Source organism: Pectobacterium punjabense, assembly GCF_012427845.1.
Classification (GTDB): domain Bacteria; phylum Pseudomonadota; class Gammaproteobacteria; order Enterobacterales; family Enterobacteriaceae; genus Pectobacterium; species Pectobacterium punjabense.
Genome location: NZ_CP038498.1, coordinates 3,560,576 through 3,584,686 on the forward strand (window position 1 = coordinate 3,560,576; position 24,111 = coordinate 3,584,686).

21 protein-coding genes and 4 tRNA genes are annotated in these 24,111 nt (G+C 46.4%); 8 read left to right on the forward strand and 17 right to left on the reverse strand.

The features are described 5' to 3' along the window. Positions 1-7: 7 nt before the first annotated feature. The 12 genes from E2566_RS16180 to E2566_RS16235 all read right to left on the reverse strand — a co-directional run bounded on the left by E2566_RS16180 (position 8) and on the right by E2566_RS16235 (position 8,319). Complete coding sequence (locus E2566_RS16180; protein WP_107169151.1) at positions 8-436, reverse strand: YqaA family protein; 429 nt, start codon at positions 434-436, stop codon at positions 8-10. Further along, positions 433-999, reverse strand: a complete 567-nt coding sequence (gene yqaB, locus E2566_RS16185; protein WP_107169150.1) for a fructose-1-phosphate/6-phosphogluconate phosphatase — start codon at positions 997-999, stop codon at positions 433-435. The genes E2566_RS16180 and yqaB overlap by 4 nt, the downstream gene beginning before the upstream one ends. 511 nt (positions 1,000-1,510) lie before the next feature. After that, positions 1,511-1,587 (reverse strand) — tRNA-Arg (locus E2566_RS16190). Positions 1,588-1,639: 52 nt separating this feature from the next. Beyond that, positions 1,640-1,716, reverse strand: a tRNA-Arg gene (locus E2566_RS16195). A gap of 71 nt (positions 1,717-1,787) precedes the next feature. Further along, positions 1,788-1,864 (reverse strand) — tRNA-Arg (locus E2566_RS16200). An 8-nt stretch (positions 1,865-1,872) separates the two neighbouring features. Continuing rightward, positions 1,873-1,965 (reverse strand) — tRNA-Ser (locus E2566_RS16205). Positions 1,966-2,257: 292 nt separating this feature from the next. Next, a complete protein-coding gene (gene csrA, locus E2566_RS16210) occupies positions 2,258-2,443 on the reverse strand; it encodes a carbon storage regulator CsrA (RefSeq protein WP_005972168.1) in 186 nt (61 codons plus the stop codon). A 324-nt stretch (positions 2,444-2,767) separates the two neighbouring features. Beyond that, complete coding sequence (gene alaS / locus E2566_RS16215) at positions 2,768-5,395, reverse strand: alanine--tRNA ligase (RefSeq protein ID WP_107169149.1); 2,628 nt, start codon at positions 5,393-5,395, stop codon at positions 2,768-2,770. A gap of 138 nt (positions 5,396-5,533) precedes the next feature. Beyond that, entirely contained in the window at positions 5,534-6,022 is a 489-nt protein-coding gene (recX, locus tag E2566_RS16220) for a recombination regulator RecX (RefSeq protein WP_107169148.1), read from the reverse strand. 45 nt (positions 6,023-6,067) lie between these two features. Next, entirely contained in the window at positions 6,068-7,141 is a 1,074-nt protein-coding gene (gene recA, locus E2566_RS16225; RefSeq protein ID WP_010285348.1) for a recombinase RecA, read from the reverse strand. 107 nt (positions 7,142-7,248) lie between these two features. Further along, positions 7,249-7,743, reverse strand: a complete 495-nt coding sequence (pncC, locus tag E2566_RS16230; RefSeq protein ID WP_107169147.1) for a nicotinamide-nucleotide amidase — start codon at positions 7,741-7,743, stop codon at positions 7,249-7,251. Positions 7,744-7,983: 240 nt separating this feature from the next. Beyond that, complete coding sequence (locus E2566_RS16235; protein WP_107169146.1) at positions 7,984-8,319, reverse strand: hypothetical protein; 336 nt, start codon at positions 8,317-8,319, stop codon at positions 7,984-7,986. Positions 8,320-8,800: 481 nt separating this feature from the next. On the opposite strand from E2566_RS16235, the gene E2566_RS16240 reads away from it, so the two are divergent. The 3 genes from E2566_RS16240 to E2566_RS16250 all read left to right on the forward strand — a co-directional run bounded on the left by E2566_RS16240 (position 8,801) and on the right by E2566_RS16250 (position 11,819). Beyond that, complete coding sequence (locus tag E2566_RS16240; RefSeq protein ID WP_107169145.1) at positions 8,801-9,289, forward strand: SRPBCC family protein; 489 nt, start codon at positions 8,801-8,803, stop codon at positions 9,287-9,289. 74 nt (positions 9,290-9,363) lie between these two features. Beyond that, on the forward strand, positions 9,364-10,038 hold the full coding sequence (locus E2566_RS16245; RefSeq protein ID WP_039307942.1) for a MarC family NAAT transporter: 675 nt from the start codon (positions 9,364-9,366) through the stop codon (positions 10,036-10,038). Between the two features lie 182 nt (positions 10,039-10,220). Further along, positions 10,221-11,819, forward strand: a complete 1,599-nt coding sequence (locus E2566_RS16250; RefSeq protein WP_107169144.1) for a sensor domain-containing diguanylate cyclase — start codon at positions 10,221-10,223, stop codon at positions 11,817-11,819. Positions 11,820-12,076: 257 nt separating this feature from the next. Here the strand turns inward: E2566_RS16250 and E2566_RS16255 are convergent, their stop codons facing one another. Beyond that, positions 12,077-13,276, reverse strand: coding sequence for an MFS transporter (locus E2566_RS16255; protein WP_420875920.1), 1,200 nt, complete (start codon positions 13,274-13,276; stop codon positions 12,077-12,079). 121 nt (positions 13,277-13,397) lie between these two features. Then, complete coding sequence (locus tag E2566_RS16260; protein ID WP_107169142.1) at positions 13,398-14,279, reverse strand: LysR family transcriptional regulator; 882 nt, start codon at positions 14,277-14,279, stop codon at positions 13,398-13,400. Between the two features lie 206 nt (positions 14,280-14,485). Between E2566_RS16260 and grxB the strand changes: the two genes are divergently transcribed. Beyond that, on the forward strand, positions 14,486-15,121 hold the full coding sequence (gene grxB / locus E2566_RS16265) for a glutaredoxin 2 (protein WP_107169141.1): 636 nt from the start codon (positions 14,486-14,488) through the stop codon (positions 15,119-15,121). Between the two features lie 153 nt (positions 15,122-15,274). Here the strand turns inward: grxB and E2566_RS16270 are convergent, their stop codons facing one another. From E2566_RS16270 to pvcA, 3 genes are all read right to left on the reverse strand, one after another. Further along, positions 15,275-16,564, reverse strand: coding sequence for a glycosyltransferase (locus tag E2566_RS16270; RefSeq protein WP_107169140.1), 1,290 nt, complete (start codon positions 16,562-16,564; stop codon positions 15,275-15,277). 11 nt (positions 16,565-16,575) lie between these two features. Then, positions 16,576-17,427 (reverse strand): TauD/TfdA dioxygenase family protein, encoded by an 852-nt coding sequence (locus E2566_RS16275; RefSeq protein ID WP_233671791.1) that lies wholly within the window; start codon positions 17,425-17,427, stop codon positions 16,576-16,578. A gap of 68 nt (positions 17,428-17,495) precedes the next feature. After that, on the reverse strand, positions 17,496-18,461 hold the full coding sequence (pvcA, locus tag E2566_RS16280; protein ID WP_107169139.1) for an L-tyrosine isonitrile synthase: 966 nt from the start codon (positions 18,459-18,461) through the stop codon (positions 17,496-17,498). Positions 18,462-19,617: 1,156 nt separating this feature from the next. On the opposite strand from pvcA, the gene E2566_RS16285 reads away from it, so the two are divergent. The 4 genes from E2566_RS16285 (at position 19,618) to E2566_RS16300 (ending at position 24,024) form a co-directional block, all read left to right on the forward strand. After that, positions 19,618-20,628, forward strand: coding sequence for a helix-turn-helix transcriptional regulator (locus tag E2566_RS16285; RefSeq protein WP_107169138.1), 1,011 nt, complete (start codon positions 19,618-19,620; stop codon positions 20,626-20,628). A 39-nt stretch (positions 20,629-20,667) separates the two neighbouring features. Further along, positions 20,668-22,125 (forward strand): DUF726 domain-containing protein, encoded by a 1,458-nt coding sequence (locus tag E2566_RS16290; protein ID WP_107169137.1) that lies wholly within the window; start codon positions 20,668-20,670, stop codon positions 22,123-22,125. Between the two features lie 196 nt (positions 22,126-22,321). Further along, complete coding sequence (locus tag E2566_RS16295) at positions 22,322-22,942, forward strand: LuxR C-terminal-related transcriptional regulator (protein WP_107169136.1); 621 nt, start codon at positions 22,322-22,324, stop codon at positions 22,940-22,942. Positions 22,943-23,064: 122 nt separating this feature from the next. Further along, entirely contained in the window at positions 23,065-24,024 is a 960-nt protein-coding gene (locus E2566_RS16300; RefSeq protein WP_107169135.1) for an ATP-binding protein, read from the forward strand. The last annotated feature ends 87 nt before the right edge of the window (positions 24,025-24,111 follow it).

Consider the following 24,111-nt stretch of genomic DNA (forward strand, 5'->3'; position numbering starts at 1 on the left):
AATCTGGCTAAGACCACCACGCCATCCCCTGTAACGTTATACCTGTCAATACGATATAGCGCAGCGCTTTTCCAATACCGATAAAAACCGCCGATTTCACCCAGGGCATACGTAACCAACCCGCTAACACGCATAATAAATCGCCTACTACCGGCACCCAGCTAAATAACAGCGCAGCACAACCATAGCGCTGTAACCAGCGCATGGCCATCGTATGCCCAGCTTGTTGTTTTGGCTGAGGAAGTAAGCGCCCTATAAAAATATTTGTTAATCCGCCCAGCGTATTTCCTACCGTTGCCACAATGATCAGCAGATAAGGTTTTGCGCTGTCAGCCAACAATAATGTCACCAGCAGTACTTCCGAACTGCCGGGCAACAGTGTTGCACTGAGCAAGCTACTCCAGAAAAGAGAAAAAACGGCCCAGAACTCACTCACAGTGTACGGACGTCAACCACAGCCATATTGGCCCGCTTAGCCGCTTCAATACCGTAATCAGCGTCTTCAAACACGATACAGTGTTCCGGTGCGACAGAAATCAACGCGGCGCAACGCAGAAAAGTATCGGGAAAAGGCTTATGCTGTGTGACATCATCTGCACCGACGATCGCATCAAAATAATTATGCAGCCCCAAATGGGTTAGCAGTCTATCAGCCATTCCATGCGTGCTACCCGTACCAACTGCCATAGGGCGCCGTCCGCGATAATGTTTAACAACATCAATTAACGGTAGCGGCTGTACAGTATCCAGTAGCATTTCCTCAACAACAGCGGTTTTTTCCGCTGCGAGTTGGTGGGCATCAATATCCGCCTGGTGGCTGTCAATAATACGCTGCGCAATACGCCAGGTAGGCGAGCCGTTCAATGCTGTCATGGCACTGGCATCATAATTCATACCATACCGGGCAAGCACCAGATCCCACGCTTTATGGTGTGTAGGCTCTGTATTGAGTAGGGTGCCATCCATATCAAAGATCAGCCCTTGATAGCGATCGTACATCATGACTCCATGCTCACTGAAAAGAGAGCTTACTTTATCGTAAAGTGAAAACGTTGTCGCTTACTCAATAACCTTATAAAAAACAGGTTATTACTACCATAGTGGTAAGATAGCCCTCATTTATACGTAGGCTCAATCTCAATATATAGACGGGAGGAGAGATAAAAATTCATGCACGGTCGTGCTTAGAAAAATATCGGTATGAATTAGCAAAACAGAGAACAGTACCGCTGTAGCGCTAAAAAGTACGGAAGAGAGTAAATGGTAAAACAAAGATGGTGTTTCTGAGAAAAATTATCTGACTAACCTTGAGACGTCTTCGCTGATACGAAGCGATTCGGTTAGCGACTAGAAAAATTTATTTATATTAAAATATGGTGCATCCGGGAGGATTACTCGGCTTAGCCTCGCCCTGCGGGCCGTTGCTAAAGCAACGTTTTCCTCCCTCGTTCTTACAAACCAAAACAGCAGATTATAAGAGTAACGAGAAGATTTTTACTATATTAAAATATGGTGCATCCGGGAGGATTCGAACCTCCGACCGCTCGGTTCGTAGCCGAGTACTCTATCCAGCTGAGCTACGGATGCAGAGTGTGGTGCAGAAATATGGGGGTGAGCAATTAAACGAGATACTTAAGAATGGTGCATCCGGGAGGATTCGAACCTCCGACCGCTCGGTTCGTAGCCGAGTACTCTATCCAGCTGAGCTACGGATGCATTACTAATTCTTCATCTACGACAAAACTTGCTTTCACTAATACCGCTTGCCTTGCAAAGGCAGTATTTAATGGTGCATCCGGGAGGATTCGAACCTCCGACCGCTCGGTTCGTAGCCGAGTACTCTATCCAGCTGAGCTACGGATGCAGATTAAATGGCGGTGAGGGAGGGATTCGAACCCTCGATGCAGCTTTTGACCGCATACTCCCTTAGCAGGGGAGCGCCTTCAGCCTCTCGGCCACCTCACCTTACATTACCTGTTTGCTACTAAGAACTTCTTGTTAGTGCTCACCGGTACTGCGTGGCGCACATATTACTTTCCCAGACTTATAAGTCAAACAATTTTTCCCACCTTACGTTCGTTTGAACAATTCGCATCCAAGACGCGCATTTTCACAACAAAAAGTCTGTTTTATCGACAGAAAAACAGGCGGTTACCTTGCCAAAGGAAGCGCGCAATAAAAATAGCTATATCGATAAATGTGTGGGGAAAAGCGGGAAGTGGCAATTGCGTCCCGCGAACACGAGACGCATTGTCAATCAATATGACGTCGGTTGAGATTTTTCGGCCTGAATACGCTGATAGATCTCTTCACGGTGGACAGAAACCTCTTTAGGTGCATTAACACCAATACGCACCTGGTTGCCTTTCACTCCTAATACGGTAACCGTTACCTCATCGCCGATCATGAGGGTTTCGCCAACTCGACGAGTCAAAATAAGCATTCTTTGCTCCTTGAAAGATTATAAAGAGTCGGGTCTCTCTGTCTCCCCGCCATTATCCATCATGTGCTGTGAAAACGTAAACCTAGCCGATGGTATAACCACCCCATCACACTTCGGCTCGTTACTACTTGTTAGTTTAGTCGATATCAGTAGCTTGTGCTTTTGTTATCACAACAAGAGGGCGTAGCATATAACGCCTCAGAATGTCTGAAGGTAACACACTTTCCCCCCTGTTTAATGAATCCTTTTCCGCAGAAAAAAACGCCACAACCAGAAAGTTATGGCGTTTTTGTGGGATAACGCAAATAAAACGTTATCTATCGCTTATAACTTAGCAACAACCCAAGGCTCAACGCTGGCTAGCGCGTCAGGCAATGCCGACACGTCTGAACCACCAGCCTGAGCCATATCAGGGCGACCACCGCCTTTGCCGCCAACCTGTTGGGCAACAAACCCTATCAGTTCGCCAGCTTTTACGCGGTCAGTTAGATCTTTCGTCACACCAGAAATCAAGCTAACCCGGCCTTCTGCCGCCGTTCCAAGAACGATAACAGCAGACCCGAGTTGATTTTTAAGGTCATCAACCATCGTGCGTAGCAGTTTAGGATCGACGTTATCCAGTTGCGTAACCAGCAACTTCACACCATTAATCTCTTTTGCTTTACCGGACAGGGACGAGCTTTCCTGCGCGGCTTGCTGAGCTTTCAACTGCTGAAGCTCTTTCTCCAATGCACGCGCACGATCCAGAACAGAGCGTACCTTATCCGTCAGATTGTGACTATCTCCTTTCAGCAACTGCGCAATGTCTTGCAGAACGTCGCTCTGGCGATGCAGCGCGGACAGCGCATTCTCGCCCGTGGTCGCTTCAATACGACGCACGCCGGCAGCAGTACCTGACTCAGAAATGATTTGGAACAGTCCGATATCACCAGTACGACTTGCATGCGTACCGCCACAAAGTTCAATGGAGAAATCCCCCATCGTCAGAACACGGACATGGTCATCGTACTTCTCGCCGAACAGCGCCATTGCGCCCTTCGCTCTCGCATCATCCAGCGCCATGACATCCGTTTGCACGGTAAGGTTACGGCGGATTTGCGCGTTAACGATATCTTCAACCTGACGAATCTGCTCAGGTTTCATCGCTTCCGTATGTGAGAAGTCAAAACGCAGGTAGCTATCGTTAACCAGAGAACCTTTCTGTGCGACATGATCGCCCAAGACCTGACGGAGCGCGGCATGCAGCAGGTGCGTTGCAGAGTGGTTCAGACGAATGCGCTCGCGGCGTTGGCTATCAACGTTTGCATCGACACTATCGTTAACACGCAGTGTACCCTGAGTCAGTTTACCGACATGACCGATTGCCTGACCGTATTTCTGCGTATCCTGAACGGCAAAGCTGACGCCCGCATTTTTCAATTCACCCTGGTCGCCAACCTGACCGCCGGATTCACCATAGAATGGCGTCTCGTTCAGAATCACGACTGCTTCATCACCTGCCGCAATCTGATCGACCGCGTTTCCGTTGTGATAAAGCGCAATCACCTTCGCTTGCTGCTGTGTTTTTTCATAGCCGCAGAATGGCGTGTTTTCATCCACTCGGATGAGGCTGTTGTAATCCACACCAAATCCGCTGGCCTCGCGAGCACGCTGACGCTGAGCCGTCATCGCAGATTCAAAACCTTCCTCGTCAACTTTTAATCCACGCTCGCGGCAAACATCCGCAGTGAGGTCGACAGGGAAACCATAAGTGTCATACAGGCGGAAGACAGTTTCACCATCCAGGGTATCCCCTTTCAGGTTTTTAATTTCCTCATCTAACAGAGACAACCCACGTTCTAACGTGCGGGCAAACTGCTCTTCTTCCATCTTCAGCGCTTGCTCAACCACCGATTGCTGCTTTTTCAATTCGGCAGCGGCGGGCCCCATGACTTCAATCAGTGGCGCAACCAGTTTATAAAAGAAGGCATCCGTCGCGCCCAGCATATTACCGTGACGCGCGGCACGACGAATAATACGACGCAGGACATAGCCACGATTTTCATTAGACGGCATCACGCCATCGGCAATCAGGAACGCACAAGAGCGGATATGGTCGGCGATAACACGCAACGATTTATTGGTTAAATCGGTTGTACCAACAGCTTTCGCTACCGCATCAATCAGCGTCTTGAACAGATCAATGTCATAGTTTGAATTGACATGTTGCAATACCGCAGAAACACGCTCTAAGCCCATACCGGTATCGACGGAAGGCTTCGGCAGTGGCAGCATAGTGCCGTCAACCTGGCGGTTGAACTGCATGAACACCAGATTCCAAATTTCGATATAGCGATCGCCATCCTCATCAGGGCTTCCCGGCGGGCCACCCGCGATGTGCTCTCCGTGATCGAAGAAAATTTCGGTGCATGGACCACACGGCCCCGTTTCGCCCATCTGCCAGAAGTTATCAGAGGCGTAAGGTCCACCTTTGTTATCACCAATACGAATAATTCTTTCGCGCGGCACACCAACTTCATCAGCCCAAATGTCGTAAGCTTCATCATCCGTTGCGTATACCGTTACCCACAATTTTTCTTTTGGCAGATTGAACCACTGGGGAGACGTCAGCAATTCCCACGCATAGCGAATCGCATCATGCTTGAAGTAATCACCGAAGCTGAAGTTACCCAGCATTTCAAAAAAGGTGTGGTGGCGTGCGGTATAACCTACGTTTTCCAGGTCATTATGTTTACCACCGGCACGTACGCAGCGCTGCGAGGTCGTCGCTCGGACATAGTTACGTTTATCCAGCCCGAGGAACACATCTTTAAACTGGTTCATACCCGCATTGGTGAATAACAATGTCGGATCGTTGTTCGGCACCAGAGAGCTGCTATCAACAACCTGGTGTCCCTTACTGTGGAAAAAATCGAGAAACGCTTGACGGATCTCAGCGGTGCTCTTGCTCATAATTGTCCTGGAATCAAGCTAGAAGAACAGATCGCGGGCAAGGTTAGTCCAGCATGCTGACGTTACCGAGCAACTCACGAACAAAAAAGTGGGAATAAGATAAATTTTCTTCGATGGGAAGTAAAATCCCGTGTGCGTTCAATCTGAAAAATTCGTATAGATTGACTGGATTTCTTCATGAAAAAAGCCACGATAGAGCAGATATCGCTGATGTTTGACTTTGTCTTTCCATTCATCGGACAGAGGATGCCCGAATTTCCGTTCCACAACCGATTTAGCAAGCGCACACCAGTCAATATCACTCTCGTTCAACGCCGTGGCTAATAGTGTTTTATCGATTCCTTTCTGGCTCAACTCCATTTTAATCCGCTGGACACCATAGCCTTTGCGACTCCGGCTGCTGATATAGCGGCGAGCATAGCGCGCATCATCCAGCCAACCATGCTCCTTGCAATAAGCAATAGCCGCTTCCACATCTTCTGCCGCAGCTTGGGCTGTGGCTCCGTCGACTTCACCCTCTACGCTTTCTGACTTATATAAATACGCCGCACATTTGCGGCGTATTTCAACTTCACTATAATCGCGAACAGAAAGCACATTCATCGCATAGCGTAACGGTTTATTCATCCATCGATCCGCTGACATGCTCTATCACGGGTAATTCAACCACCATTAAAATTCTTCGTTGCCTTCGCCTGCGAATTCATCTTCGTCATGGCTATTACCTGCTGCCGCGGGCGTTAGCTCATTGCCTTTATGCAGCAGCATTTCACGCAATTTTTTATCCAGCTCAGCAGCAATCGCAGGATTTTCTTTCAGGAAATTACAGGCATTCGCTTTACCCTGGCCGATCTTGTCGCCGTTATAGCTATACCAAGCACCGGCTTTTTCGATCAGTTTGTGTTTCACACCCAGATCAACCAGCTCGCCGTGGATATTGATGCCTTCGCCGTACAAAATTTGGAACTCAGCCTGCTTAAACGGCGCCGCGACTTTATTCTTCACAACTTTAACACGCGTTTCGCTGCCGACAACTTCTTCACCTTCCTTGATAGCGCCAGTACGACGAATATCTAAACGAACAGAAGCGTAAAATTTCAGGGCATTACCGCCAGTGGTGGTTTCAGGGTTACCAAACATCACGCCAATTTTCATACGGATCTGGTTGATGAAGATCAGCAGCGTATTGGCTTGCTTCAGGTTACCCGCCAGCTTACGCATAGCTTGGCTCATCATACGTGCCGCAAGGCCCATATGAGAGTCACCGATTTCACCTTCAATTTCAGCTTTCGGCGTCAGTGCAGCGACAGAGTCGACAATGATAACGTCAACAGCGCCAGAACGCGTGAGTGCATCACAAATCTCCAACGCCTGCTCGCCGGTATCCGGCTGAGAACACAGCAGGTTATCAATATCTACGCCCAGCTTTTTCGCATAAATGGGGTCCAACGCATGTTCAGCATCGATGAACGCACAGGTTTTACCTTCGCGCTGAGCAGCAGCGATCACCTGTAGAGTCAGCGTGGTTTTACCGGAAGATTCTGGGCCATAGATCTCAACGATGCGCCCCATAGGTAAACCGCCGGCACCCAGAGCAATATCAAGGGACAAAGAGCCTGTAGAAATAGTTTCAACATCCATTGAGCGATCCTCGCCCAACCGCATGATAGAACCTTTACCAAATTGCTTTTCGATTTGGCCCAGTGCTGCCGCAAGTGCCTTTTGTTTGTTCTCATCAATAGCCATTTCTGCTCCTGTCATGCGGCGTAAAGCTGCTGTCTCTACGCGGCTGCTTAATCATGAATTGCCGAATAATTACTGACATTATACTGTATGCGTATACAGCATCAAGGTTATTTTTTCAGAAATGCGTCGAGCAGCGTTTGCAGCGCAAAATGGACTGATTGCAGACGTACCGCATTTCGGTCTCCGCTAAATCGCATTTTTTGGGCAAATCCCCCGCCCTGCTTGTCGGTGAAGCCGAACCACACTGTACCGACAGGTTTCTCTTCAGTCCCCCCGTCTGGCCCAGCGACGCCACTTACTGATATGGCAAAATCTGCACTGGCGGCCTGCAACGCTCCGGCGGCCATCTCATTGACCACGTATTCACTCACAGCACCATATCGCTCCAATGTCTCTGCACTCACATTCACCAGACGCTGTTTCGCCAGATTGCTATATGTCACAAAACCATAGTCAAACCAGCCAGAGCTCCCTGCTACATCGGTAATAGACTTAGCCAGCCAGCCTCCAGTGCAAGATTCTGCACATGTCAATGTGGCACCGCGGGCTTTCAGTTTTTCCCCCACCAAAGCACTTAACCGCAGAATGTCTGCTTCTGTCATTGTCGCCTCATAGTAATCAAGGATAGTTTGGTCAGGGTAACACTTTTCCCCAAAAAAGACGCCTCGCTGCACAGTATGCGACGCGCTTAGCAAAGAAGATGAAATAGGGATGAAGAATGAGAGAAACCGAGGAAAATTGAATAGAAATAAATCGGATAATTATGCAGAAAACAGCCTGACCTTAATCATTCATCGGTCGGCAGGTCAAGAAGGTGGCGTAATTAATGATGATAGCATCATTTACATACAACCCGCACAACTGGTGCATCGCCAGTCCTGCTTATTTATGGCCTGAAAAAAATATCTAAAATAACACTCCTCGATAGGAACATTATTATCTTCAAAGCTATCGGCAAGCCAGTCTATATTTCCCAGAATCCAATCATCCTCATCTAATCCGTCACGATAAGTTTCATCATCAGGATCAATAATAGAATAGATCCCCATGGTTCCCATATGATTTTCTTTATATTTTTCCGGTAGCGAAAAATCTTTTTCTTTATAAGAGATTAACCAATGGCCATGGCAAAGCAGGTTGCCATTACGGCTCCACTTGGCAACAAAAGGATTATTCATATTTATTACTCACCAGCGAGAAAGCTGATTATAAACGTAACACGACGAACTTATAAAGTAAATCACGGCAATCAATACATTATTCACAGGACAGAAAACATGGACAAAATTCCATTACACCTTAATAGGTACAATCTCATTAATAATAAATTGACAAATATCAAATAATATAAAAATAAAATATATAAACAGGGAGGTAAAAATAAAAAAAAGCCCACTAATCATAGTGGGCGGGGTATAGCTATTATCGTTATATAAAAACCCTGGTGTTTTGCGGCACTTCATTCGGCTTCTGTCTGATACTTACAGTACTGAATGAACATTAACGTAACATTAGGCGCGTAAAAATTTAGGCTATTGCTGTGATAGCCTGTACCAACATACTGCCAACCTCCTCCAACTTTGCTTCGCTGGTCGATATCAGTCAGAATGGTGTTCATATGCCCATAAAGGGGTAACAATCCATTAGGGAGGATGACGGGTGTTTCCCTCTTTCTTAAGACGAATGGCAGTGAAAAATGGCAGCTATGCCAATGAAATCAGCGGTAGTATCACGATCAATCGGCCGGAAGAATGCTTGTTTGATCTTTGGCGCAAACCGGAAACGTTGCCGATCCTCATGGGCCACTTCGCGAGTATTGAGATACTGAACCATACCGACTCTAACTGGCGAATTAACACACCGATTGGTGCACTCATTGAGTGGCAGGCTCGTATTATTGACGAAAAACCGGGGGAATATATCCACTGGCGTTCACTAGAAGGCGCGCGTGTTCCTAATGAAGGCCGGCTTTCTTTTCGGCCAGCGTCGTCAGAAGCGGGAACAACCGTGACGCTGACTATTCGCTACAATCCACCAGGAGGCTTGATCGGAAAAAAGATCGGCCAAATGTTTGATATGTTTTCTCGCGATATGCTGACTAAAACACTCTATCGTTTTAAAAAATTAGCGGAAGGTGAGTTGGCATAGCGCACCACCGCGACAGCTCATCATTGACCATTTTCCTGAACTGACAAAAGCGCCCCAATAAAGAGGAACGTAGAATGCTGGAATTGATTCAAACCATTGGTCTTGGTCTGGTGTTAATCCTGCCACTCGCGAACCCACTGACGACGGTAGCGGTATTTTTGGCGATGTCCGGCAACATGAGCCAAGGGGAACGCAATCGTCAGATCTTTCAGGCCTCGCTGTATGTCTTCATCATCATGACTGTCGCGTACTATGCGGGTCAGATCGTGATGAATACCTTCGGTATTTCCATTCCCGGGTTACGCATTGCTGGCGGGCTCATCGTGGTATTTATCGGCTTTCGCATGCTTTTTCCTCAGCAAAAACCAGAACATGCGCCCGAAGTCAAAAGCAAAAAAGAAGAAATTAACGACAGCTTCTCAGCCAATGAAGTCAACATCGCCTTCGTTCCACTGGCAATGCCTAGTACTGCCGGGCCTGGCACCATCGCCCTCATCATTAGCTCTGCATCACAAATCAAAAGCGGCGTCGATATTACGCCATGGGTGATTACCGTCGCCCCCGTCCTCACGTTTATGTTGATCAGCCTGATCGTCTGGCTCAGTCTGAAAAGCTCTGGCCTGATTATGCGGCTGATTGGGAAAAGCGGTATTGAAGCCATTTCACGGCTGATGGGGTTTCTGCTGGTTTGCATGGGTGTACAGTTCATCATTAATGGCACACTGGAGATCGTGCATTCTCTCCATTAAGCTGAATGATAATAGCGGTGTCAGCACGTTGCCAAATAGCACGGTTAGCGTCTATAACTTTGAATAGCGGGGTTTATTCAACGGCCGTAAGAGATGTTCAGCCCGTGTTACATAACAAATTTTATATAACAATAAGAACGATTAATTTTTGCTTACCTAACGGAAAGTAGGGGCGGCCAATCATGAAAATAAGAAAGCGGTTCCCAGTCAATTTACGTTCACTCATTTTGTCCCTCGCCATTATCAGTATGATCGTTACGCTGACGAATGCTTATATCGCCGTTTATAATGTACAAAAAAAGCTCATTACCGATCAGATACTTAGTTCAAACCTTAATTACTCCACCAAATTAGCGGCCACCACAGAAAGTTTTTTATCTTCCGCACAGCAGGAGTTGGCCTACAGTGCGATATCGATGGCGGATAGTTTTAGCGACGATGATGTGCTGTTAGAGAAAAGCGAACAAACATTCCGCATGAGCCAAAGTTTTAATTCGGTTTTCGTTGCGGACCGCCAGAACCGCATACACACGGTTTACCCAACATCGCTCAACCTGAAAGGGAGCACGCTGACCTCAGATGCCAGCAAGTTAGCGCTAGAGGAAAAAAAACCGTTAATTAGCCAGCCTTATATTTCCGTTACAGGAAATCTCATCGTGCTGGTTTCCTCCCCCATCAAAGATAAGCAAGGCAATTACCTTGGCTACATCGGCGGAACCATTTATTTAAAAAGCAAAAGCGTGTTAAACGAGTTCATGAATACCCATTTCTACAACGATTACTCCAGCGTTTATGTCATCGATAAAAATGGAATTGTTCTCTACCATCAGGATAAACAGTGGGTCGGTAAGCCCGTCAACGACAAGAGAATCAAGGAAGCCTTTCAGAACAAAAAAAGCGGAGCGCTTGCCATACCCGATATGCAAGGCACTCCGTCTCTGGCTGGGTTTGATACAGTGGCATCATCAGGCTGGGTTATCATTACCTTACACCCCTATCAAAATGTACTCGATTCACTTAACAACGTCATGCGGTCCGTTTTATACGAAGGTGCACCGGTAATGGCATTAACGCTGATTGCGCTTACCCTACTTGCCTTCTCTATTGCCAACCCTTTGCGCTTACTGGCCGTTTCTGCCAGTAAAATGGAGGAGCCCGACGTCATTGAAAAAATCAAGAAAGTTCCCTCCTGGTATTTTGAGGTTGACCAGCTAAAACGCGTCATTCTTTTCGGTACGGTGTTGTTACACAAGCGGATCGGCAAGCTGAGTTTGCAAGCCCACACCGATCCACTCACCGGGCTACTCAATCGCCGTGGTATCTATGAGAACGTTGAACTCATTCTGTCAAAGAGTAATCAGGTCGCCGCTATCGTGATTGATATTGATCATTTCAAACGCGTCAATGACACCTATGGGCACAATGTCGGCGATGACGTTATCAGGCTGTTGGCTAACAACATAAAACAAGGTTCACGAGAATCCGATCTGATTTGTCGTACGGGTGGGGAGGAATTTCTGGCTCTCCTACCCGATACTGACATGAAGCAAGCCGCCGAGATTGCCGAACGGTTGCGTAAAAAAGTTGAAAGAATGCCACTGCCGATTCCTGAAAACATCACGATTTCATTAGGCGTCACCTGTTTTATTCCAGGAACGGAACAGATAGATAATATATTGAAAACTGCGGATGACGCCCTCTATCAAGCCAAGCATGAAGGTAGGAATCGAGTCGTTACCAAAATACCCCCCGATCACCCGCTCAAAAAAGATACAAACTAGGTATTCGCAGCGTTAATCTAATCGGCTGAATCGCAGGCAAAAAAAACCCGCACAAGGCGGGTAAGGTCATTCTAATGACAGGGATGGTTAACTACACAACACTCACAGAGATGTGAGGTACTGACAAGGGATGGAAGGACTATAGCAAGCCAAATGTATAGTATTGTCATCAGCAAGTAAGGTTAATCTACTGGTTGTAAAACAACATTGGTGAGGCTTTCCCTTACCGTAATATCTCGCTATTTCAGCCCACTCTTCTAATAGCCATTAGGCATTTTCGCCTTCATCAACGCGATCAGCAGCGCCATCATTGTCAATATGCTGGCCATCCCGCCGACCATCATCCATCCCCCCTGATGCCAGGCCGCTATCGCAACGGAGGAACCAACAGCACCGCCCAGAAACATACCGCCCATGAATACAGTATTAATTCGGCCTCTGACGGCCTCACCAAGCCCATAAATCACATGCTGATTGGCAATTAGCGTACTTTGGACACCAAGATCGAGCAGCACAACACCGATAATCAGGCCAATAAGGGAATCGAAGCTGATGAATATCCCCCATGAGAGCAGCGTCAACAACGTACCTGCGATCACCACTGGGCGACTACCGACTCGATCAGCCAACTTTCCCGCCAGCGGTGCGACAAGAATGCCAGCCACGCCGATCGCACCAAAGAGACCCGCCGCCGCCGCGCCCATCTGAAAATGCCCGCTTCCCAAATACAGCGCAAGTACGCTCCAAAATGCGCTGAAAGACGCAAACAATAATGCCTGAACCAACGTAGCTTTGCGTAATACACGCTCAATCCGCCATAGTGCCACCAGCGAACGCATCAGTTCACTGTAGCGAATGCTTTGATTCGATGGCAAAGTCGGTAGCATTCTCCCCATCGCCCATGCTCCCGCCAACGCGAGGGGCACACTTAGCCAGAACATCGCACGCCAGCCCGCACTTTCCGCCACCACACCCGCAATCGTACGACTCAGCAAAATTCCACTTAGCAACCCGCTCATCACCGTCCCAACAATCGCGCCACGCTGCTTCACATCGGCGAGTGCTGCGGCAACGGGAACAATCTGCTGTGCGGCGGTAGCACCAAAACCAATCAGTAACGAAGCGCTTAACAAGGAAAAAGCCGATGTCGACAATGCAACAAACGCAGAAGCTAGCGCCAACATCAAGAATTGCCAGACAATCAGTCGACGGCGATCAAACTTATCACCGAGGGGAACCAGCAACAGCAACCCGAGCGCATAACCTAATTGCGTTACCGTCGGCATGAGTGAGACCGCGCTACTCGACGTAAAACTTTCGCCTATCACGCCCAGCATCGGCTGGTTGTAGTAGATAGTGGCAACAGAAATACCACTGGCTGCTGCCATTGAGAAAATCAATACCTTGCCGGGAGCATACGGTGTTCCGACATCAACTTCGCTGGATAATGTACTCATCATCATACCTGTTTATGTATTTCCCGCCGGATGTCGGCAAGCGATGAGTGCAGAATAAGACGCCGTGATCATTCCCAGTAGAGCGGTTGAATGAATATCAGCTATTCCGAATGGGAATGAATTAGGAAAAGAGACGTTGAACGAAACCAGTAAAGATTCTGGCACGGGCTGATGTCATACGGCCTCCTGGGTAGACGGCCCACAGATCCATCTTACCTAGCGTCCATGCGTCCAGTGCAGTAATAACCTGTCCGCTTTCAAGCTCTGGTGCAAACATCCATTCAGATGCAACCGTCAACCCTGCGCCAGACAGCACAGCAGCACGCACACCTTCCGCCGCAGAAACACGGATACGCCCATTGGGGAATACCGTGGTCTGTGTTCCATCTTGAGAAAAAATCCAGCGATCGGTTTTCTCTCCCTGCAAATAGATGACAGATGGATACGCAGCCAGTGTATGAGGAGAAGCCGGTATGCCATGAACGGAAAAATAGTTGGGTGTCGCTAACAGGTGCATCGTACACGAGGCCAGCCGCTGTGCGATCAAACTTGAATCCTTCATCTCACCCAAACGCAGTGCTACATCAATACCTTCAGCAATCAGATCGATCGGGCGATCGTCGAGAATAACATCAACGTTGAGCTGCGGATGTTCGGCCATAAACTCATGGAGTCGCGGCATAATATGCAGTCTGGCAAAGGTGACTGGCGCGCAGATGCGCAACCGACCAGACAGCGCGGCATTCCCGCTAACCACACGCTCTTGAGCCTCTCCCAGCATCGTTAACGCGGGAGAGACTTGCTCATAAAAATGCTGTCCGGCTTCTGTTGGCGTCAACCCTCGGGTAGAGCGAATCAACAGCGTAGTTGCCAATTGTTTTTCAAGCTGCATGATCGCTTTAGAAACCGCTGGCTGACCAATACCGAGTCTACGGGACGCGGCGGAAAACGACCCGGTTTCAAAAACGCAGATAAATGTTTCCAACGCGCTCAAGCGATCCATTATCTCTCTTCCGCAAAGGGGTGGCACTGCATCATACCGCAATCCAGACTGGGTAACGCGGACTCACTATCATACCGCCCTTTCAGCAACGGCGAATCACATTCACTTTACCACCGACCCTACGAGGTATTACTCTGGTGGCATGACTTGTCATGACCGGGCGCGCAAATTTTCGCGGAATTTTTCAAAATATTACGAGGCGATGCATGAAACTTTTCATTTACGAACACTGCCCATTCTGTGTCAGAGCCAGAATGATTTTTGGTCTGAAAGATCTGCCAGTTGAGCAATCCGTCATTATGGAAGGCGACGTTGACACGCCCACGCGCATGGTCGGCCGCAAAGTGGTGCCGATTCTTCAGAAAGAAGATGGCAGCTTCATGCCGGAAAGCATGGATATCGTCCACTATGTCGACAGCAAGCAAACACCGTTAATCGCCGACCAACCCGTTGATGCCGATATTGAAGCCTGGTGTAAGTCCGTTTCCAGCGCGGTATTTAACCTTGCGGTTCCTCGCTTCACGAAAGCGGATTTCAAAGAGCTTTCTACACCAGAAGCGCGTCATGCCTATATCCTGCGTGAAGAAAAAGCCTTCGGCGATCTGGACGCGTTGATAGCAAAAACACCAGAGCTGATTGCAGAAGTGGAGCAGAAACTCGACGTGTTGGAACCGCGTTTGGCAAACGCCAGCGCCATTTCCACCACCGACTTTATTCTATTCCCTATATTGTTGTCGCTCACGATCGTGAAAGGCGTACAATTTGGCCCTAACGTACACGCCTACCTTGAGCGAGTATCAACAGCCAGCAAGGTCGCGTTGTTGACCAACAAAGCGCTGTAGGAATAATACGATTCGCAATAGCGTTATGGGGCGCTATTCCACCCCATAACGTGTGACCGATTTCAGTACGTGTTACATGAAATAATGGTTATATGAAAGGATGACGACATATCGTTACCCTACACATCGAGCAGAGATATCCCCTGCCTAGTGCTATACCGTTCTCCTTTGATTGACGAGCGCATTGACTTCAGCGTTAATCAGAGCAAATGCATCATGGCTTGCATAATCTGCCTTAATCCATTTTGCGCGCTGTAAGTAGCCAGGGTCCTCCAATATTTCGATAACAGACTGCTTAATTTGCTGTTCACTCGGCGTACTGGTTTGTAAGCTAATCCCGCATTTAGCAAATACCACGCGCGCGGCACTTTCCTGTTTATCTTCACCGACACCAGCCACAATTAATGGAACACCATCTTTCAGTGCGGAATTAATCGAACCATATCCACCATTGGTGATAAATATCGATGCTCTTGGCAGCCAGTCATCATAGGAAAGGAAACTGACCACTCTGGCATTTTCAGGTAATGAGGCTTGTAGCGCATCAACCGAACGTCCCCCAGTGGTCGCCAGTACCCTGACGGGTAAATCCGCGAGGGCGCGCAGCGTTGGCCCGATGAGTTGCTGGAGATCGACATTCGCCAGTGTTCCTTGTGAAACGATAATAAGCGGCCTGCTGTCGTCTGGCGCCCACCATTGCGGAACACGCTCTGCTGCGATGTGATGGGATAATGGCCCAATAAATCGCACACTCTGTGGCAAATCATCCCGCTGGTACTCAAGTTCAGTGGTCGATAATTGCAAGAAACGATCGCAATGACCAATTAGCGCATCCATAAAAGGCTGCTCAAGCGGCTTTCCTCCCGCCTGCACCATCACATCATTAAATACGTGCTGAACGTCGCTCAAGAACCCCCTCGTTTCTTCATCTACCAGTTGTTCATGACTCAGATCGAGCGGCAGCAATTTAGGGGGGATACGGGGCCCATAGAAAACAGAATCCCGCGACGAATAGGACAGTGGCGTTACGCCAACCGCAATGACCGGTGGCCGCGAGCCAGAAAACAACAGCGGCAAAACACCATAAAAACAATTTTCAACGATGAGCAGGTCGGCATGAGTCTTTGCCAGCGCATCACGCAATTGACGATCTAGCAATGGAATCGGTGCAGCAAAGAAATTCTTCAGTGCCAAAGCCATCTGCGCGTTGCCTGGCGGCAGCGTGGCTCGCAGAGGGAAGTGCTGCTCAAGTTTCCTGTAGTCGAAATCAATCTCATCACTAAAAGGGATAAAACCGACCCCAGCAGCCTCCGCCTGCTCACGGAACAACGCGCCGCTAAACAGCGTGACATCGTTTCCCTGCTCAACTAAATAGCGAGCGATGGTCAGCAAAGGATAAACATGTCCCGGCGTTGCCATCGCCGCCATGAGAATATGTGCCATGGTGTTTTCCCTTATGCCGCGCTATCAATGCAAGTATTCACGCAAACCGGCGTACCCTGAATGTGCACACGTTGCAGATGACGAGCCGAGTGAGCAGTAAAGGCTTCACGTCCATGCAGCAGCGAGAAGTTGTCGGCTATCACAACATCACCCTGTAGCCATTTATGCGCATAATAATAACGGGGATCGTACAAATGCTGCCGTAGCGTCTGGCTAAATGCGCTTTGCGCTTCCAGTGTGACATTATGGTATTCCAGCGCATGCTGGTTGAGAAAACGCTCCCCTTCGGTTGGCGGTTCGTTATAGCGCATAATCTCCCCAACGCCGTTAGGATGAGGAATGATTAATGGGGAAGTCACTTCACCACCATAATGCACAACGGCTTTAATACGATAGGTAATTGAAACACGACGCCACTCATCGACTAACTGTGCATCGGTTTCTGCCAACAAGCGCGTGGTATCAACGAAAGTGGTACGTCCACCTTGATCCTGCCCCGGCGCGGAAACGCAGTGGAACAGTTGAAATTCGGGGATAGTAGGCTTGTACATTCCATCCCAGTGTAGCGGCACATAGCTGTTATCAAAGATATGATCCTTGGTATCCGCATGCTCCTTCACATCCAATATCGCCCCGAAAGGCCACATCATGATTTCTCCCCAGTGGCCAGCATACTCGGTCAACGTTTCAGGATCGGAAAAGCCAGAGGAAAAACCGCGTAATACCAGAAGATGATGCTCACGAGCAAGTTCACGTAGTGTATCGATTGGCAGAGTGGCGATGCCCTGCCCTACTTCAGCAGGCGTCAACAACGCACCAAAAGGGGAAAGCGTTTCAATGCGATAGTTCATGCTATTCTCCATCATGTATATTCCTTTATAAGATGATAATTATCGATATTTCGACGAATGATAAGACGAGAAAAATACGCTTACGCCATATCATGCTGCTTAACGACGTAATAACTCGGCGTACCGCGGATCTCCACGACTTCACCCGCCAACTGCTGTGCATCGGTATTCTTCATGAGCACAAACTGGCCATTAACATTGGCGGCGACACCATGCCAGGGCGTCAACCAATCGTCCTTGGTTGGCATCATATGAATACCCAGCTTCAGGCTGTCCGAGGGCTGAGGGTGAATCGACAGACGAATAGCATCTGGGAAATTTTCAGCAAGCAGGTTGCCCCACGCCCAGCTGCGTTGAATAACACCACACGCACGCTTTTTGGCATCTTTCTGTAACGCCGCATTAGAGCCGGTATAGTCCGGTCGCAGGCTATCTTCATAGAGAAAGCGGGTGATTGAACGGTAAAGCTGCAAGCCCTCTTCGCTCTGCATGAGCTGCGATTTAATGTCTTCTTCTGATTCAGCATAATCCTCAACCAGTCGCTGGCGAAGGTGATCGTAATCAGCAGTAAGCGCAGCCATGTTCTCGACATCCTTGAGATTAAACACACTAAGATGAATAGCACCCAATTCATGCAATAAGTTTTCAATCTCATGCTGGTAGGCATTAATGGTTTCGTCGCTAGTCCCAATCAGATCGCCAAATACGTGCCCATCAGAACAAATACGGATATGGGCTCCAGGCGGGTAATAAAGCTGAATGCGCTGGCATAATGAATTTAGAAATATCAGAGACAAGCGTTCCGCCATGTCCGGTTTCCTACCCAGAACCTTATAAGGGCTAGGCGATTTTACCGGGAACGCAGGTAGAATAAGTTCAATACGGCTATTTTTATCCACGAAAGCACGAATCCTGGGTAATTGAACCTGAGTCACCAAGGCCTCTTCTTCACTAATTGGTTTCGTCGAGTGAGTGAATCTACGCCGATATTGAATTAACTCACTTAATATTAGCGATGAAACTAATTCATTGTTTATTATATCCAAAATAACCTCATTAATTTAACAAAAGAAATTAGCCACATAGATATGACGTAGAAACAATAGAATAAAAAAACCATATAAGTACAAAAAAAATACTGAATAACATATTCAGTATTTTTATTTACACAACTAACAATTCATCATGGTTATCAAATAATAAATAATTAAAAATAAAATCACAAACAAACCTAAAACCAAGATAATTTCTATTTACCCCTAAAACAACACCCCTTCCTACACCAATAAGAAAAAACATATATAAGGTGCGGGAAATAACGTAAAAAACGCGTCCAAACCGCATTCACACAGTTCAAATTCGGCATATTTATAATATAAAAAACAAAATAACTTGGAATTAAAAAACAATTATCAAACCGTAACAGCTAATTAAATCCGATCGAAACCTTACGGTAAGAACGATATATTTTTCTGATTATTTCGGCATCAGACCGCCATTATACTGATGGCGTCTAACATTGTTGTAATAACTCAATATATAAAGGCTGACAACTGCGTGGCTATCACAGAGTCTGTGTAGTATGAGTAATCTTTATCCGCAACAAGCAGAGCGCATTCCAACCTGAACTCGGGAGAAAAAGACCCGTTTTATTTTCTTCGTCATAAAGCCACCTGTTTTAGGCTGAGGCGAGAGGATTGTCTCTGTTCAGGTGGCCAAATTTACTGTGCCACTACAGCCAATTGATTGGTAATAAAAACACCAATTATATTGATTTATTTGGATTTTTATCTGATATTGGTTATGACGATACTCGTACGGCAGTTTTCGTGCACTGTGAATGGCTAGTGAAGTTAACTTTTTCCTCGCGTTGATCTGGCAGACATGTCTATCTGGGATAACAGCGATTAGCGACGCAGATTGTCGTTTTAACATAGTAAATGTAGTCTTCGAAAGGTAACCCATTAGATGAGGAACTTACTATGAAAGAATTGCTCAGCTTTGCTATCGGTCTTACTGTTGGGGTTCTTCTGATGAAGAGCCAGAATGCGATAGATAATTTGAAAAAAGAGCTAGAACAAGCCCAGTCTCGTCATTGAAGTTAATGTAGCCTGGAAGATGGGTTACACATGGTGGCACATGATATTCATAATAGATGTTGCCGAATTACTACAATAAATCAAATATTATTAACACAGCATTATGTCAGAACCTAAGGATAGATTATTTCGGCATTTGGCGCTGCTTCGCCTGATACCTCGCGAGCCCAAAAGCATTTCAACTGCCGAGTTATTGCAAAAACTCAAAGACCGGGAATTTGATATCGACCTGCGCACATTACAACGGGATCTTGTTGGCAGACTCGGTGTTGACTTCCCGTTACTTTGCGATGAGAGCCAGCGCCCTTATCAATGGAGCTTTCCAAAAGAGATGCCTCAATTCGATTTTCCTGCACTGGATGTTTCAACAGCGCTGGCTTTCGTATTTGCAGAAAGTTATTTGGAGAAGTTATTACCGCCTGGTGTACTGCAACATCTCCGGCCTCATTTCGGTATGGCGCATAAGCAGCTACAAGGGTTAGAGCACAATAACCTCACCCGTTGGGCGGAACGTGTACGAGCATTGCCGAATGGTAAGACACTTTTTCCTGCAGAGATAGATGATGCGGTTTGGGAGAAAGTGGCTACCGCGTTGATGCAAAAAAATAAACTTCAAATCAGTTATCTCAGCAGGAGTAAAGGTGAGTCTAAACAGTTATGCATTCAGCCTTTAGGGGTCATTGCCCGCCATTCTATTAGCTATGTTGTCGGGGTTGTTGATGGCTATAGCGATCTACGTCAGTTTGCTTTACAGCGTATTCTTCAGGCACAAGTATTGAATGAGCCAGTAGATCGATATGATGATTTCAATATTGATGATTACATTGCTTCTGGTGCTTTTACATCTGGACATTCTGAGCCCCTTGTTGAATTGATTGCCGATATTCATCCTCAAATAGCTTGGTTGCTGCGCGAAACGCCACTTAGTCATACTCAGCGCTTGGAACCCTTGCCAAACAGTGATTGGCTACGTCTGTATGCGAATATTTCCCCCGACCGTGAAACACTGTGGTGGATTTTAGGGCTTAATGACAATATCCGTGTCTACCAACCCAGTGAATGGGTTGAGGCTATTAGGAAAAAAGTTCAACGAATGGTTCAGATGTATAAATAATAGGATTACTTGATTTATATTTCTTTCTTTGAGGTGATCATGGCTAGGAGTGAGATTTCTTTTGATTTTTGTAATGCCTCTCGCGGGGACATTCTAAATATTTATATTCACGGGTATTCTGCTGTTACCAGCTATGCTGAAAAAAAAGAACTGAAGAAAAAAGTTCCTCTTCGTGCTAGTAATACCACAAATGCCTTTATGTTTTGGCCAGCAGGAAATGCCAAGGATATTGATTATAAGAAATTGGCGGGTTACGCCACGCTGAATATTGCTGCGGCATTAGGGGCGACAACCAGTCTCACATGGGATGCTATAAATAGCTATCTAAATACAGAGAAAAGTATACCTAAACAGGCAAATGAGTTTCTTTCAAAACTAAAGGTATTTATAAAAAAAGAAAAAACAACCTATAAAGAATTGAATTTTTATGGGCACTCGCTAGGTGCCAGAATGATCATTGAAACATTTCTTCAGCTCCCCAATGAATTTAAATCCCTCAATGTAAATAATGTTGTATTTATGGGAGGGGCACGTCCGCTTGAGACGAAAGAGTGTAAGGTAATATTGAATATTATATCCGGCTCTATTTTTAATATCCACTCTGACGGAGATAGAATATTACAGTTTATCAAACCTGACCTAGAAAAATGTATTGGCCGCCATCCTATTAAAGCACCCACCGATAGTATTGAGAGAGTAAAAAACCATGCCTTTCACTGGCTTGGCCACATGGACTATTGGGATAATCTGAATGGTATTATCAATTACTTGAATTTGGATCAGGCGAGTACGCACAGTCTCATTCCTTTGGGCCCACAGGGAAGTCAAGTTGTGAACCCTTTTGCTGTGCAGGATGTTGGATTGTACTTACCTCTGTGCCACGCAAATGGGCAGGAAAAAAAGATACTTGCAGAGCTCTTGTGCCAGAGGAAAAGCGTTTCAATACAAAAAAATGAAACCAATGCTGTAGCATTAACAAACGAGCTCCAACTGATGGGGGGAGATTCAGTTGCTAACAAAGCCAGGGGACATGGCGTTTGCTATCGAGAAATACTGGATGATGCTGCTGAAAAATTGGGCATTCCTCAACGTGAGAACCTTGGGTTCATTTCCTTAGAGGAAGCCATCTATGCAAAAATTGTATCTATTATTCGGGAAAAACTTGAAACGTCTTCTGAGAAAGAAAAAATAGATTATCTTAAGATTTTAGCTAAAACAGGAGAAATTCCTCAGGGTGCATTACATTATTCCGCTCTTTCGTTAAGTGCGCTATTGTCAATAGGCTCACTTATTGCGGGTCGCATCGCAGCGGGCTCTATTCCTATTGTTGGGCAATTTGTAGGGGCCGTGTCTTTATTAGGTTCTGGTGTGACATATTTTAGTGGCCCTGCATTTTCTGTAACCATCCCGTCCATCATGATAATTCATCAAATTCGGAAACGGGTTTCACAAGAAGTCGGTGAGGGTTTTTTGTTTAATGATGAGTCGAGAAAGTAGTAGTCATTAATTATTACGTCATCTAATGTGTCAACCCCCTTTTTCTGTTCATATGGCGACATAGATTGTCGCCACACTCTGTAAAATCATTACCAGACAAACCCAAAAGATGTAATGGTAAGGCCATCTTTTAGAGATAGTTTATCTGCGCATATTTTCTTAAAAACTCCAGACCATTATTTGTAAAGGTTGCGTTATGAATGTTGATATCTTTAGTCGCTGTGCGTTCACTCGTGGTGCATTTGAATGCCTTGGGAATCAGCTAAATACGAATGTTCACATTGCAGTTTTTGATGTTGGTTTATATATAAGTGATTATCAAGAATATTTTCATGAGGGAAAATACGCTCTTATTATCGTCTTGAATGCACGAAAGCACCCCCCTATTTCTGTATCGAGAAAAATTATTTTACTCTCCAAATCAACACCACTAAAGAAAATAATAAGAACAATTCGTTCATATTTATTGAAACGATGTGAATTTAGTCAAGTAGCATTAACTTCTCGCGAACGTTTATATTATAAATATTGGCTAGAGGGAAAAACTACGGCGGCAATCGCAATTACAATGAGCGAAAGCATTAAAACAGTAAGTAATATAAAACAAAGTATCTATCGAAAGTATGATACCAGCGACCTTTATACTTTTATGCTAATAATGAAAATCTCACAAATTAACAGCAATGTTGATTGTCACCATTACAAACTGTCTGATGGCATAGAAATAAAAAGCCCTCCCCTAAAAAGGAGAAAAAACGCACAATTCAACAGTAGCGTAAACGCGACAATGCATGTCGATTTTTACTCAAGTGCTTAAGATTTTAGCCGATAACTCCTAAGTCAAATTGTTAGTAATAATTAGCCTGGAAATTTCAATACTAAACATTTAGCAGGCTAACTTTATTAAGTACTTCCTTTCTTTCCATGGATGAAAGACTCATGACAGCACAAAGTAACGCTCCCGCGCCCCCCAGAGCCCCCTTATCCTCGCACGAGCGTGGAGAAGGTAATAAAGCAGGCTCAGGAATTGGGTTAATACAAAACCCGCGATTCACCCTCGATAAAGACGTCATCTTATCGCAATCCACACGTACTGCATTGGATGAATGTCTGGCTCGCCTCCGCTTTCATCAAACTATCTATCAGCAGTGGAATTTTTCCTGTGTCGATCCGATGGGAAGAACCGCCATTCTTAATTTTTATGGTCCGCCAGGAACGGGAAAAACCCTGTGCGCTGAAGCACTGGCAGGGCAACTTCGCATGCCTTTTATTGCACTAGGTATTGCTGAGCTGGAAAGTAAGTTTATGGGGGAAACGGCTAAGAATATTCAGGCATCGTTTGCCAAAGCAAAGGAAACTGGCGCGTTACTCTTTTTTGATGAGGCCGACACGCTACTTGGCAAACGACTCTCTTCCGTCACACAGGGTGTCGACAATGAGGTAAACGCGATGCGTTCCACCTTACTGATTGAGTTGGAACGCTTTGAAGGGATTGTCGTTTTTGCCACCAATTTTGCCCGAAATTATGATGAAGCCTTTCGCAGTCGCATCGGTTATCACGTTGAATTTACCTTGCCTGATCTGCCAGCGCGTCAGCAGCTCTGGAACAAATTTTTGGTTGCGGAAATCCCCTTATCTCAGACGAGAGAAACATTGGTAGAAGCTGCCAGCGAGCTTTCCGAAGGGCTTGCCGGTCGCGAAATTCGTACTTGTCTGCGCCTTGCTCTGCCTAAAGTGTTGCTGGAAGCCGAACAGGAGAGAATAACGCCGCAACTCAGTATCAATCACTTGCGCAGTGCCATCGAACAAGTTTTTGCTTCTCATCAGGTGATTGCCACGCATTCAGGACGTACAGCGAGTGAAGTCAGCACGGCAAAAAAATTATTAGGTATTCAATAAAAACAATAGGAGATAAGTATGGGATGGCTTTCGAGTTGTGTGAGCTGGGTCAGTAATACAGTCAGCTCTGTGGCAAGCACGGTGGGA

What these genes read in the sequence shown, in the direction of transcription:
- yqaB (WP_107169150.1), bottom strand. Translation starts at nt 999, where the DNA reads ATGTACGATCGCTATCAAGGGCTGATCTTTGATATGGATGGCACCCTA.
- E2566_RS16275 (WP_233671791.1), bottom strand. Translation starts at nt 17,427, where the DNA reads ATGGAGAATAGCATGAACTATCGCATTGAAACGCTTTCCCCTTTTGGT.
- E2566_RS16235 (WP_107169146.1), bottom strand. Translation starts at nt 8,319, where the DNA reads ATGAATAATCCTTTTGTTGCCAAGTGGAGCCGTAATGGCAACCTGCTT.
- alaS (WP_107169149.1), bottom strand. Translation starts at nt 5,395, where the DNA reads ATGAGCAAGAGCACCGCTGAGATCCGTCAAGCGTTTCTCGATTTTTTC.
- E2566_RS16290 (WP_107169137.1), top strand. Translation starts at nt 20,668, where the DNA reads ATGGCTAGGAGTGAGATTTCTTTTGATTTTTGTAATGCCTCTCGCGGG.
- recX (WP_107169148.1), bottom strand. Translation starts at nt 6,022, where the DNA reads ATGAATAAACCGTTACGCTATGCGATGAATGTGCTTTCTGTTCGCGAT.
- E2566_RS16250 (WP_107169144.1), top strand. Translation starts at nt 10,221, where the DNA reads ATGAAAATAAGAAAGCGGTTCCCAGTCAATTTACGTTCACTCATTTTG.
- E2566_RS16255 (WP_420875920.1), bottom strand. Translation starts at nt 13,276, where the DNA reads ATGAGTACATTATCCAGCGAAGTTGATGTCGGAACACCGTATGCTCCC.
- recA (WP_010285348.1), bottom strand. Translation starts at nt 7,141, where the DNA reads ATGGCTATTGATGAGAACAAACAAAAGGCACTTGCGGCAGCACTGGGC.
- E2566_RS16285 (WP_107169138.1), top strand. Translation starts at nt 19,618, where the DNA reads ATGTCAGAACCTAAGGATAGATTATTTCGGCATTTGGCGCTGCTTCGC.
- E2566_RS16300 (WP_107169135.1), top strand. Translation starts at nt 23,065, where the DNA reads ATGACAGCACAAAGTAACGCTCCCGCGCCCCCCAGAGCCCCCTTATCC.
- E2566_RS16260 (WP_107169142.1), bottom strand. Translation starts at nt 14,279, where the DNA reads ATGGATCGCTTGAGCGCGTTGGAAACATTTATCTGCGTTTTTGAAACC.
- E2566_RS16245 (WP_039307942.1), top strand. Translation starts at nt 9,364, where the DNA reads ATGCTGGAATTGATTCAAACCATTGGTCTTGGTCTGGTGTTAATCCTG.
- pncC (WP_107169147.1), bottom strand. Translation starts at nt 7,743, where the DNA reads ATGACAGAAGCAGACATTCTGCGGTTAAGTGCTTTGGTGGGGGAAAAA.
- grxB (WP_107169141.1), top strand. Translation starts at nt 14,486, where the DNA reads ATGAAACTTTTCATTTACGAACACTGCCCATTCTGTGTCAGAGCCAGA.
- E2566_RS16270 (WP_107169140.1), bottom strand. Translation starts at nt 16,564, where the DNA reads ATGGCACATATTCTCATGGCGGCGATGGCAACGCCGGGACATGTTTAT.
- csrA (WP_005972168.1), bottom strand. Translation starts at nt 2,443, where the DNA reads ATGCTTATTTTGACTCGTCGAGTTGGCGAAACCCTCATGATCGGCGAT.
- E2566_RS16295 (WP_107169136.1), top strand. Translation starts at nt 22,322, where the DNA reads ATGAATGTTGATATCTTTAGTCGCTGTGCGTTCACTCGTGGTGCATTT.